Raw genomic sequence first — 12,009 nt, 5'->3', positions numbered from 1 at the left:
TGCAACAAAGATGGCAGCGGCGTGCCTACGGAAACCGTAGCAGACGCTTGCAGAAATCGAGCTGTCTTTTTGCTACAACGCATCTCGACATCCGCTCTATCATCACGCCCGGACAAATGGATTTTCGCGCATCTCGTCACCCAGGCACGTATCCGGGCCATGCCCAGTCACCACGGTCGCCGTCTCATCCAGGGTATACAGCCGCTGCTTGATGGACCGCACAATCGTCGCTTGATCTGCGCCCCACAGATCCGTACGGCCCACACCGCGCCGGAACAATGTATCGCCAGCTATCAGCAACTTGGCGTCGGCGAACCAGAAACTCATGGAACCGGGTGTATGCCCCGGCGTATGCAACCCCACGCCGCAGCCACAAGCCAGTGCCTCATCATCCGCCAGCCAGCGATCCGGCGGAGGTACTGGCACGTAAGGCACACCAAACATCTGGCACTGCATTTCCAGGTTATCCCAGAGGAATTGATCGGCCTTGTGCAGGTGGAGCGTGGCACCGGTCAGTTCCTTCAACTGCCCGGAGGCCAGGAAATGATCAAGATGTGCATGGGTATGGATAATGCTCACCACTTTCAGACCCAGCGCCTCGAGTCGCGCCAGGATCAACTCGGGATTGCCACCAGGATCGACCACAATCGCCTTTTTGCTGATGGGGTCGCCAATGATGGTGCAGTTGCACTGCAAAGGGCCGACAGGGAAGGTTTCGCGGATAAGCAAGGGCTTTGCGGCGTCCATGGATGCTCCTGTAAAGTTAATGGCACATTTTCACCATCGCCGGTAAAGAGTGGCGCATGGAGTCTCTGAACAACGTGGTTGAACTCATCCGCCAACCAAGCGTTGACGACGCCCGCGAGCGACGAATCCTAAGTACAGAGTGTGGATGCAGAAGGATGGGAAGCTACTCTACGAACATCTGGATGAGCTCGAAATGATTTTCCGCCACTCTCGCTCGAGCGAGCTACCAAATAGTATGACCTTCGCAGTGGAAACGGCGATGCGTCGCCGTGAAATAACCGGTTTACAGAGCGCCAACGTCAATCCAGGCAAAAGAGTTGCTCTATTGTCTATGGCCAAAAACGGCTCTTCCCGTGGAGTACCCCTGTCTAGCAAGACCGTTGAGGTATTGAATCGCCTTGCTGTGCGAGACGATGGTCGCTGCTTTAAAAGCAGGCCCGACTCAATCACCAAAGCATTCGCGGATGCTATTAGCGACGCACGCAACGCCTACGCGAAAGCGTCTATCCCGTCATCTCAAACAGAAGAAAACATCACAGGAGAAAACCGACAAGCGCATCAGCGCTGATCCGTTCCTGATAGATTTGCGATTCCAAGACTTACGTCATGAAGCTACCTCGCGACTGGCGGAAATTCCCCCCCTGCATGGGTTTACGAAGCAACGTAGCGGCGTAGCGGCGTAGCGGCGTAGCGGCGTAGCGGCGTAGCGGCGTAGCTCCAAGCTCATCCACTCTGATGCTTAGCGCATATCCTCTGATAGCGCTTGATGCGTTTTTTTGATTTCAAACCCTTGCGGAGGGTAATAGATTACTTATTGAACATTTCGGAAAAAAGCGTAGTATTGCCAACCATGATACTCGAACAGCTCAAAGCCCTGGGCAACGACACTCGCATGCAAATGATGGAGTGGCTCAAAGACCCACTCAGTAATTTCCCACCTCAGGATCATGGCGATCCTGCGATAGGCGTGTGCGTAACCCATTTGCAGCACAAGGCCGGGCTTTCACCTTCTACCGCATCTGCACATTTAGCTATCTTGCAACGTGCAGGCTTCGTGCTAACCACCCGCATCGGAAAGTGGACTTACTACCGGCGCAATGAACAGGCGATTGATGACTTTGCGGCTAGGCTGATCATCGACTTGTAATTTTTAAACTTTCATTTCGTTATTTCGCGTAATTAGAAAACATAAGGAATCCCCTATGAGCAGCAAAACTATCTTCGTCCAACCCGGTGGCGGCTATGAAAAGGTTGAGGTTGGCAGCAGCGAAGTCCAAGCCGCAGCGCGCGGCGAAATCACCGTACGCCTTCACGCCAACTCGCTCAACTACCACGACTTCGCGGTGGTCAGCGGTATGTGGGGCCCTAGCGAAAAACGCATCCCCATGGCCGATGGTGCAGGTGAAGTCATTGCTGTCGGCCCAGATGTCACTGAATTCAAGGTGGGTGACTCGGTCGTCAGCACCTTCTTCCCGGAGTGGATCAACGGTGTGCCACTGGTTGAAGGCTTTGTTAGCGTGCCAGGTGATGGCATTGACGGCTACGCTCGTGAGCAAGTGACGGCCAAAGCCACATCGTTCACCCTCGCGCCTACTGGCTACAGCCATGCTGAAGCGTCGACGCTTACCACCGCCGGCCTTACTGCATGGCGTGCCCTGATGGCCGATGACTCACTCAAGCCGGGCGACACCGTGCTCGTCCAAGGCACTGGTGGCGTTTCAATTTTCGCCCTGCAGTTCGCTAAGATGGCCGGTGCTACCGTCATTGCTACCTCTTCAAGCGACGAAAAACTTGAACGTCTGAAAGCGCTAGGCGCTGATCATGTGATCAATTACCGCAAAGACCTTAACTGGGGCGAAACTGCACGCGCTCTAACGGGTGGCCGTGGTGTTGACCACATCATCGAAGTCGGCGGCCCTGCGACGCTTGAACAATCGATGATTGCAATTCGGGTTGCTGGTCACATCTCTGTCATCGGGATATTGAGTGGCGTAAGCGGTGCAATGAATTTCGTACCGGCCCTGATCAAGCAAGTGCGTCTGCAGGGTGTATTGGTGGGTAGCCGCAGCCAGCAGCAAGACATGATTCGAGCCATCAATGCTAATGGCATGCGCCCGATTATTGATCGCCATTTCCCTTTGAGCGAGATTGTCGAAGCGTTCAAGTATCAGGAAACCAACCAGCATTTCGGCAAAATTTGCCTGGATATCTAAGCACGCATGAATGGGCATGATCCGTATGCCTATCTCAAAGATGTGCTGACACGGCTGCCGACGCAGCGGACGAGAGAAATTGGCCCATTGCTGCCTGTCGCAACCGGCAGCAATGGGTCGTTCTCTACCGGTCATGGCCACGGAGCGTACTGGACCAATCCGTAGCAAATGACGGCTCAGGTCGAATGCAAATGTGGGGTAAGTCTGTGCGATTACCCACCTGATGTCATACAGCGCCTTTCCATCGCCGGGTCGCTCTGAGAAACCAGTTTTACGCTAGAAGGATGCGCAGCACGGTTTCTAGAGGATAGGACTTGCGACCACCGTCAGCCTTGGGTAATACGGTTCGATCAGCTTCAGTAAACCACTGCAGGGCACAATGTGCTGCATCTCGGCAAGGAACCGTTCGCGGCGACTTCGCTTAAGTTCGCCGGCGTATTCGAGGTCGGAAAAGCTCATCTGGCTCATGCAGGGCTCGGGTCAGGTGATAAGGGCATATTTCAGAATATTTGGGGATCTGTTCTGGGTCTCCCTAGGGCGCTGACCCAACACTTGTGCGCGCACAGTTTTGGCACAACAATGAACCTGTCAGTTGGACGTAATACGTCGCTTACATTGAAACAGGCACCACGGCTGCCAACTGCTAAGCTTTTCAAGCGCCTTTCACTCAGTTGAAAACGCTCAATGGAACGCCCAGAAAACCTTAGTGTTTCGAGTGGAGCCTATGGCGAACGATAAACCGTTGATCATTTGTGAGCACTGCGACTGCGTGTATGAAAAAGTCACGCTCGCCAGACATCAGAAAACCCTGTGTAACCGTTGTTCCGGCGTACTCCAGCGCTATAACGGCCTGTCGGTGGAGCAACGCCTGGCGTTGACGGTGACCGCCTCGGTGTTATGGATCTTTGCCAATTTCTATCCGGTGATGAGCATCAGCCTGCAAGGCTTGAAGAACAGTGCCACGTTATGGGATTCGGTCGTGGCGCTGAGCCTGGGGCCGATCACCTTTATCGCGCTGGTGGCGGCAATATCCATCATTATCGCGCCGGTCTTTCAGTTGCTGTTGCTCATGTGGGTGTTGAGTTTCGCCTTGGCGGGCAAGCGTTCGCCGGCCTTCAAGCCCTGCATGCGCTGGCTGGAAGCACTCAGGCCGTGGAGCATGCTGGAGGTTTGTCTGCTGGGAGCGATGGTGGCCGTGTTCAAACTGGCCGGGATGCTCGATGTGCTGCCGGGTATCGGTCTCTTTGCGCTGGCCGCCCTCAGTCTGCTGCTGATCCGGATTGCCGGACGTGATGTCCGGGATCTGTGGGAGACCTTATGAACAGGCCTCCGACCGCCGGCGAACTCAACCTCTGCCTGTGCCATGGGTGCGGGCTGGCGTGCGACATGCGCGATGAGCCTGAAGCATGCGAGCGCTGCGGCGCTGCCTTGCATCGGCGCAAGAGCAACTCCCTGACCCGCACCTGGGCCTACCTGCTCACGGCGCTGGTGCTTTACGTGCCCGCCAATCTATTGCCGGTGATGAACACTACGATGCTCGGTTCAGGCGCTGACAGCACTATCATGAGCGGCGTGCTGGAGTTCTGGCAGCACGGCGCCTGGGATATCGCGGTGATCATTTTCATCGCCAGTATTGCGGTGCCGGGAATCAAGTTCGTGGTGCTGAGCCTGCTGCTGGTGACGGTACAACGCAACAGCCAGTGGGCGCGCAAGGAGCGCTCGAAGCTGTATCGCTTCGTCGAGCTGATCGGTTACTGGTCAATGCTCGATGTAATCGTAGTGGCCCTGGTTGCTGCGTTGGTGAAGTTTCAGGCGCTGGGCACCATCGAGCCCCGCGTGGGCATTCTGTTCTTTGGCCTGGTGGTGGTATTCACCATGTTGTCGGCGATGAGTTTCGACCCGCGCCTTATCTGGGAAAACCCAAGCATTGAGGAGATCGCAGATGCAGTCGCAGACCACTGACGGGTCGAAAACCCCAGGACAAGCCGCGATCAAGACCCGTCGCTTCAGTGTTTCACTGGTATGGATCGTACCGATCGTTGCGGTATTGGTGGGCATCTCGCTGGTCGTCCATAATATTCTGCAGGAAGGTCCGACCATCACAGTCACCTTCAAGACCGGCAGCGGCCTGACCGCCAACAAAACCGAAGTTAAATACCGCAACGTGGTGATCGGGCAGGTCACTGGCGTCGCCCTGAGCGATGATCAGAAAAGCGTCAACGCCACCATCAAACTCGCCAAGCAGGCTGATAGCTTTACCCGTGAAGATTCACAATTCTGGGTGGTACGTCCACGTATCGGCGCCGGTGGGGTTTCCGGCATCGACACGCTACTCTCCGGCGACTACATCGGTGCGGATATCGGCCAGTCGAACAGCCGCGCCAAACAGTTCAAGGGCCTGGAAAATCCACCGGCCATCACCTACGGCGAACCGGGCAAGCGTTTCACGTTACACACCGAGGACCTGGGCTCGCTGGATATCGGTTCGCCGGTGTACTACCGCAAGATTCCCGTCGGGCAAGTCGTGGCCTACGCCTTGGACGCTGACGGCAAGGGCGTGGACATTGACGTATTCATCCATGCACCCAACGACGTCTACGTCACTGAAAACACCCGTTTCTGGAACGCCAGCGGCATCGACGTGAGCGTCGGCGCCAACGGTTTCGCACTCAAGACCGAGTCCTTGTCGACTCTGCTGGTGGGCGGCATCGCTTTCCGGGCGCCGGAATACAGCCCCAACGACAAACCCGCCGCGGAGGAATACGCCTATGAACTGTTCGCCGATCAGCAAAGTGCCCTCGCCCCGCCCAACGGCCGCGCGCAATACCTGAGCCTGCGTTTTGACCAGGCGTTACGCGGCCTCAAGGTCGGTGCCCCGGTGGAGTTCCTGGGCATCGAGTTTGGCAAGGTGGTTGCCATCAACCTGGATTTCGACGCCAAGAAACGCAGCTTCCCGGTGAATGTCGGCATCGTGATCTACCCGCAACGACTCGGCCAGGTCCATACCAAGATGCTCAAGGTGTTGAATCATGACCCCAACGATGAGGCGGCGGGTGTCCGCCTGATCGGCACGTTCATCGAAAACGGCTTACGTGCCCAGGCACGTAGCGGCAACTTGTTGACGGGCCAGTTGTACATCGCCCTGGACTTCTACCCGAAGGCCGAAAAAGTCACGTTTGACGCAACGGTACGCCCCGTCAGCATTCCAACCGTTCCGGGCAACCTGGAACAACTGCAGGAAAAACTCGAAGGCATCGTGGATAAAATCAACCAATTGCCCATTGAACGCATCGCCGGAAATCTCGACGGCAACCTCATCGAACTGCGCAAAGGCCTCGCCCAGTTCAATGCCAAGACCCTGCCCGGCGTACAAACCACCTTGGGCGACGTCAGCAAGACCTTGCGATCGGCCAGCGCGACGCTGGCCGAAGACTCGCCACAGCGCGAACAGTTGACCCAGACCCTGAGTGAGCTTGAACGCATGTCGCGCTCACTGCGCGAACTCTCGGACTACCTGGGACGACATCCGGAATCGCTGATTCGCGGCCGTCCCGACAATGCCGCGCCTCGGGATCTGCAAGGGCCGCCGCGTAACTGACCACAGGAGCAACCGCCATGGTTTTCTCGTTAAGAATCGCGCTGGCCACTACCGGGCTATTGCTGCTCGGGGCCTGTCGCAGCGAGCCGATCCAATTCCATACCTTGACTCCCGCCCACGACGTTACGCCCGCGCAGGGCGCGCAGATCCAGATCGAGAGCATCAGCATTCCGCCCCAGGTCGACCGGCCGCAAGTAGTGATCCGCCAAGGGGACAGTCGCGTGGCCATTCTCGAAACCCAGTGGTGGGCCGCCAGCCTTGTGGATGAACTGCGCAGCGCCCTGGCCGAGCAACTGACCAGCAGCAACCTCGGACCTCACGTCTCCGTGCGCCTGGACGTACAGCGCTTTGACTCGATACCCGGCCAGTACGCGCTGCTTGACGTCAAATGGCGTCTGCGCCAAAGCGGCGCGGGCGAACGTCCGATGCAGACCTGCCGCACTGTACTGCAATCACCCGCAGGCTCGGGCATCGACGAACTGGTGATTGCCCATCAAAACAATATCAAACGGTTGGCCGCGGTGATTAACCAGGCCGCCGACCATGCAGCGGGTGGCTGTCCTGCCTCGCAGTAAGCTGTGACCCGACGGGGTGAGCCATGCATAAACTCTGGAAACGTTATGTCCAACTGCTGGACAACGACCTGTGCACCAAGGTCTTCGACAACGTAAAGAACCTGTTGGTGTGCGCTCTGCTTTTTGCCGCGGGTACCGGCGCGCTGAGGGGAAACTATGAGCTCTTCCTCGGCGTCCTGGCATCAAATCTGGCGGGATGGAGCCTGATTATCGTGTCGACCCTGCTGATGCTGCTGAACATCAGCGATGGCATCCGCAAACTTGCCAGACTGCGTTATCACCTGTTGCTGCAGATACTGCTGTTTCTGATTTATGCGCTGATCGCAGGACGCGTGGTGGAAATCGTCTGGAGCTTCAGGTCCCTGTGAATGTCCCTAGCCCAGCAACCCCATCTCCTGCGCCCGCGCCACCGCCTGGGTACGGCGTTCCACACCCAGCTTGCTGTTGATATGACTGGCGTGAGTCTTGACCGTATGCAGGGAGATAAACAGCTGATTGCTGATTTCCTGGTTTGAGAAGCCCTGTGCAATCAGTTGCAAAACCGCCAACTCTCGCCCGCTCAACGACTCACAGGTGTGCGTAGTTTCACTCGACACGCGTTGAGCGACGGGCGGTAAAAGTGCACACAGGCTTTGTTTCAGCAGGTCATTGGGCGCCAGGTTCAATTGCTCCCGCGTCCAGTCGGGATAACCGTCCAAAATGCGCTGGAAGGGTTGCAACGCTCCGCCGCAGGCTGCTTGCAGGGCCTGGGCAAAAACCGCGCGGGCCACTGCGGCCTGACCTTCATCCAGCAACAATGGTACCTGCTGAGTGAGTGCCATCACCGCAACCATCTGCCGACCGTTTTCTGTGGACTGTCGGGCCAGGGTTTCAAGGCGATGCCGTGCAGCTTCGGGTTGGCCGCGCATAGCCTCCAACGCCGCTTGTTGCAGTTCGACATGTTGCGGCAGTTGCGGATGAAACTCCGGAGCGGCGGCGGCCTGGTCGCCGTTATAGGTTTGCCCCAGCCTGGTCAGCCAGGCTTCGGCCAAGTCGGTGCGGCCCTGGGCCAGCCACAACTCACATTTGACCAGGGTGATCATGGCCAAATAGTAAATCGGCGGCACGTCCCAGATGTGCATCAACCGCTCCGCCTCGGCCAGCTCGGAAAACGCCTTGGGAAAATCACCACGTCGGCCTTCGAGATTGGCGATCACACAATGTCCAATCAGCACGCTGATGTCCCGGCAGGCACGCGCTTCGGCGACGCCGGCACGCAGACGCAGCATGCCGGCCTCGGGCTGGCTGCGCATCACCAGCAAATACCCCTCGTGCAGAGCCAGGCGCGCGCGCACCGCGTAAAGACGCTGGGGCGCCAGGCCTTGCAAGCGTTGCAGACCTTCACGCACTTCATCCAGCGCACGCAGCGTTTCACCCCGGGCTTGCAGTACGCGTGCTCGGTCATAATGGGCCAACGCCTCGAACAGCGGGTTACCGACCCGCTGCGCCAGTTCCAGCGACTCGCGGTTCAGTCCGCGAGCGCGCCACAGATCGGCGTCGACAATGGCCAGGTTGGACAGCGTCGACAAGCACATCAATCGCTGGCCATAACGTTTCTGCGGCAGGCTTTCCAGTGCCTCGCGGCAATACAACTGAGTCAACTCACGGTTGCCGCGTCCACGGGCGATGATCCCGCTGAGGGCCAACCACTGGGCCAACATGGATTTTTGGGCAGTGGCCGACGGCGCCGGCAAAAAACGGCTGAGATGACTGGATAACTCTTCCGCCGCATCCAACTGACATGCCAGCCCAAGGGCCCAGCTGTAGAGCACAATCAAACGCGGTGTGCTGATCAACAAACTGTCGGGCAAGTCCATCTTCCAGCGCAGCAGCATGCCGACGTTCTGTTCGGCCAGCAGCTGTTCTTCGGAGAGGTTCTGCACCAGGTTGGCCGCCACATCCAGATGACCGGCGCGCAGCGCCTGCTCCACCGCTTCATCGAGTAAACCCTGCGCATTGAACCAGCGACAGGCACGCAGATGCAGACTGGCGGGTGACAACATGGCGTTTGGCGAGCGCCGGGTACGCAGTAGATCGGAAAACAGGTGGTGATAACGGAACCAGTGACCCTGCTCGTCCAGCGGCACCAGGAAGACCTGATGGGATTGCAGGTAGCGCAAGATTTCCGCGCTGTCATGGGCTTCGCGGATAGCGTCACACAGTTCGCTGCAAAAACGCTCCTGCACAGCAGTGTCGTAGAGAAAACCCTGCACCTCCGGTGGCAGACAATCGATCACCTCTTCCAGCAGATAATCGCGGATCAACCCTTCCCCGCCGTGCAAACCTTGCGGTAAGTCGCCCTCATTGCCGGCCTCGGAGACCGCCAGCAACCAGAATCGCAGGCCAGCGACCCAGCCTTCGCTGCGCCGAATCAGATTGTCCAGCGCTTCGCCACGCAATGAGCTGCTGTGGCGATCCAACAGCGCCAGGGACTCTTCGTGGGTCAGGCGCAGGTCTTGCTCATGCAGTTCCAGCAGATGCCGGGACAAACGCAACCGCGCCAGGTGCCAGTCGGGACGCTGGCGACTGGTGACCAGCACCAGCAGGCCGTCGGGCAAATGATTGAGGAAAAATTGCAGACAACGGTCCAGAACCGGCCCCTGGGCCAGATGGTAATCGTCCAGTACCAGCAACAACGGTGCGCTTGGGGACAGGTGAACAGTTAACTCGTCGAGCAAACCATCCAGCCATTCCTCAAAGGCAAACGGTTGATGGCGCTGACGCATTTTCAACAGCCCCAACGCTTGAGCGCCCAAGCGCGGAAAATACTGCTGAAGGCCATCGAGCAGGCGCTCCAGGAAGCGCCCAGGGTCGCTGTCACGAGAACTGAGCCCCAGCCACAGACTTTGCCAATGAACGGGCAAGCTCTGGCAAAACTCTACCGCCAACGAACTTTTGCCAAACCCGGCCGGCGCGCTGATCAGCAACAGTCGCCCTTCCAGGCCGGCACTCAGCTGCTCGCACAGGCGAGGTCGCAACACGTAGCCATCGGGCAGTGGGGGACGATAGAAGCGCCCTTCCAGAGTGGGAGTTACCGCACTGGCAGGCCCTTGAATTCGGGACAGATCAGTCATCGCCGGGCTCTTGTGGAAGGCTGTGGTCGGCATTACAGATGTCCGCAGACTATCGCTAAAAACACGTGCTTTGTAGATTTTTGCGACATTTGTCGGAAAAAGACTACAACAAAACATCTCCATGCCCTGTGGGCGGCAGCGTGCCCGCCTGGACGCAAAAAAAACGCCCCTAGCGGGTAATGCCGATCAGTTAAGGCTCTTTGTAGGAGCGGGCTTGCTCGCGAAGAACTCAAAGGCGCCGCGTTTATCCCGAAGGCACGCGTTATCGTTGACGTTTTTCGCGAGCAAGCTCGCTCCTACAGGGTGCCTCATTCGCTTAACTGATCGGCATTACCCGAGCGGGGCGTTTTTCCGAGGGTGTGGCCTCGCTTACAACGGGTTAGCGGACACCCTGCTGACGCAGGGCCGCCGGCGTGAACTCGCTGGTGGTAGCAGTGAAACCGAAGTCATAGGCTTTTTTCTCTTCGTTCTTCATGCCCAATGCCAGGTAGCGGCCGGACTGCAAGTCGTAGAGGGTTTCCAGGGCGTACCACGGCACTTGCTTGTCATAGTAGTTTTCGCCATGGGCTTCAGCGACACGCCACAGTTGACCACGACCATCGTAGTGATCGATCACGGCGGCCTGCCAAGTGTCTTCATCAATGTAGAAGTCACGCTTGGCATAGATGTGACGCTGACCTTCCTTCAGCGTCGCAACCACGTGCCAGACGCGGCGCAACTCATAACGCGTCAGGTCCTGGTTGATGTGGCCCGCCTTGATGATGTCGGCGTACTTGAGCTTCGGATCGTCAAGTTTGTAGCTGTTGGAGGCGATGTAGATTTCCTTCTTGCCTTCCAGTTTCCAGTCGTAGCGATCCGGTGCGCCGTTGTACATGTCGAGGTTATCGGACGTACGCAGACCATCGGCAGCGGTGCCTGGACCGTCATAGGAAACTTGCGGCGCCCGGCGCACACGACGCTGACCGGCGTTGTAGACCCAGGCTGCACGCGGCTCCTTAACCTGGTCCAGGGTTTCGTGTACCAGCAGCACACCACCAGCCAGACGCGCCGGCGCAGTCACTTCCTGCTTGAAGTAAAACAGGATGTTGCCCGGGTTTGCCGGATCGTAGTCCTTCATTTTGTCGCGAAAGACGAACTGATCCTGGAAGTACACCAGGCTGTACGAGCCATTGGCCTGAGGTGTTGCCTGGGTGACCAGACGCTTCACACTGCCACCGCGGTAGCGTGTGATGTGGTTCCAGATGACTTCCACGCCGCTTTTCGGGATGGGGAACGGGACGGCTGTCTCGAAGTTTTCCAGCCCGTTACCGCCACCTACCAGCTTGGTCGCGGTGGCGTTTTTCTTGATCGACGCGAACACATCCGCCGGCACGGTGGCACCGCGATGGGTCGGATACACCGGCATCTTGAAGGTGTCAGGGTAGCGCTTGAACATCGCGTACTGCCCCGGCGCCAGCTGGTCTTTGTACTGCTCGACGTTTTGCGCGGTGATGGTGAACTGCGGTTGCTCGCTGGCATACGGGTTGGCCAGGAAGCCCTTGTCATCCACGGCGCCGGCGTTGGTCGGCATCGGTTTCCAGGCCGGAATGGTGCCGGCAGCGTTACCGGCCATTTCCGCGCCCATTGGTGTCAAGGTAGTGCCCAGTTTGGCGGCTTCATCCGCCGAGACTGCCGCCATGACGCTGCTGGCCATGATCGACAGTCCTAGCACACCCACGTGCAACAGACTTTTGGTTATTTTCATATTCTGGTCTTCCTGAAAA

At 57.8% G+C, this 12,009-nt stretch carries 11 protein-coding genes and 2 pseudogenes; 9 read left to right on the top strand and 4 right to left on the bottom strand.

Annotation, left to right across the window (positions count from 1 at the left end):
* Positions 1-102 precede the first annotated feature (102 nt).
* Positions 103-747, bottom strand: a complete 645-nt coding sequence (locus BLU75_RS00945; RefSeq protein ID WP_084376256.1) for an MBL fold metallo-hydrolase — start codon at positions 745-747, stop codon at positions 103-105.
* Between the two features lie 145 nt (positions 748-892).
* Between BLU75_RS00945 and BLU75_RS00940 the strand changes: the two genes are divergently transcribed.
* The 4 genes and pseudogenes from BLU75_RS00940 to BLU75_RS27120 form a co-directional block, all read left to right on the top strand.
* Positions 893-1,315, top strand: coding sequence for a tyrosine-type recombinase/integrase (locus tag BLU75_RS00940; RefSeq protein ID WP_231982601.1), 423 nt, complete (start codon positions 893-895; stop codon positions 1,313-1,315).
* 282 nt (positions 1,316-1,597) lie between these two features.
* Positions 1,598-1,894 carry an ArsR/SmtB family transcription factor gene (locus tag BLU75_RS00935; protein WP_084376512.1) on the top strand — a complete coding sequence of 99 codons (297 nt, stop codon included), beginning with the start codon at positions 1,598-1,600 and terminating at the stop codon, positions 1,892-1,894.
* Positions 1,895-1,949: 55 nt separating this feature from the next.
* Positions 1,950-2,960 carry a zinc-dependent alcohol dehydrogenase family protein gene (locus tag BLU75_RS00930; RefSeq protein ID WP_084376257.1) on the top strand — a complete coding sequence of 337 codons (1,011 nt, stop codon included), beginning with the start codon at positions 1,950-1,952 and terminating at the stop codon, positions 2,958-2,960.
* Positions 2,961-3,125 (top strand): annotated as a pseudogene (locus BLU75_RS27120) (transposase domain-containing protein); the annotation flags it as partial. It lies immediately after the preceding gene.
* A 74-nt stretch (positions 3,126-3,199) separates the two neighbouring features.
* Here BLU75_RS27120 and BLU75_RS00920 read toward each other — a convergent pair.
* Positions 3,200-3,428 (bottom strand): annotated as a pseudogene (locus BLU75_RS00920) (IS5/IS1182 family transposase); the annotation flags it as partial.
* A gap of 256 nt (positions 3,429-3,684) precedes the next feature.
* Between BLU75_RS00920 and BLU75_RS00915 the strand changes: the two are divergent.
* The 5 genes from BLU75_RS00915 to BLU75_RS00895 are packed head-to-tail and all read left to right on the top strand — an operon-like array spanning position 3,685 to position 7,501.
* Positions 3,685-4,281 carry a paraquat-inducible protein A gene (locus BLU75_RS00915; protein ID WP_084376258.1) on the top strand — a complete coding sequence of 199 codons (597 nt, stop codon included), beginning with the start codon at positions 3,685-3,687 and terminating at the stop codon, positions 4,279-4,281.
* A complete protein-coding gene (locus BLU75_RS00910; RefSeq protein WP_084376259.1) occupies positions 4,278-4,922 on the top strand; it encodes a paraquat-inducible protein A in 645 nt (214 codons plus the stop codon). Before BLU75_RS00915 ends, BLU75_RS00910 begins: the two co-directional genes overlap by 4 nt.
* Positions 4,903-6,558, top strand: coding sequence for a PqiB family protein (locus tag BLU75_RS00905; RefSeq protein ID WP_084376260.1), 1,656 nt, complete (start codon positions 4,903-4,905; stop codon positions 6,556-6,558). The genes BLU75_RS00910 and BLU75_RS00905 overlap by 20 nt, the downstream gene beginning before the upstream one ends.
* Positions 6,559-6,575: 17 nt before the next feature.
* Complete coding sequence (locus tag BLU75_RS00900; protein WP_084376261.1) at positions 6,576-7,133, top strand: PqiC family protein; 558 nt, start codon at positions 6,576-6,578, stop codon at positions 7,131-7,133.
* A gap of 23 nt (positions 7,134-7,156) precedes the next feature.
* Positions 7,157-7,501: a hypothetical protein gene (locus tag BLU75_RS00895; protein ID WP_090221344.1), complete on the top strand. Its 345-nt coding sequence runs from the start codon at positions 7,157-7,159 to the stop codon at positions 7,499-7,501.
* A 6-nt stretch (positions 7,502-7,507) separates the two neighbouring features.
* Here BLU75_RS00895 and BLU75_RS00890 read toward each other — a convergent pair whose 3' ends face one another.
* Both BLU75_RS00890 and BLU75_RS00885 read right to left on the bottom strand, forming a co-directional pair.
* A complete protein-coding gene (locus BLU75_RS00890) occupies positions 7,508-10,246 on the bottom strand; it encodes a LuxR C-terminal-related transcriptional regulator (RefSeq protein ID WP_090221343.1) in 2,739 nt (912 codons plus the stop codon).
* Between the two features lie 379 nt (positions 10,247-10,625).
* Positions 10,626-11,990, bottom strand: coding sequence for a DUF1329 domain-containing protein (locus tag BLU75_RS00885; protein ID WP_084376264.1), 1,365 nt, complete (start codon positions 11,988-11,990; stop codon positions 10,626-10,628).
* Between the last annotated feature and the right edge of the window lie 19 nt (positions 11,991-12,009).

The organism is Pseudomonas mucidolens (assembly GCF_900106045.1).
In the GTDB taxonomy this organism is placed as follows: Bacteria; Pseudomonadota; Gammaproteobacteria; order Pseudomonadales; family Pseudomonadaceae; genus Aquipseudomonas; species Aquipseudomonas mucidolens.
This window is presented reverse-complemented; position numbering and strand designations above follow the sequence as displayed.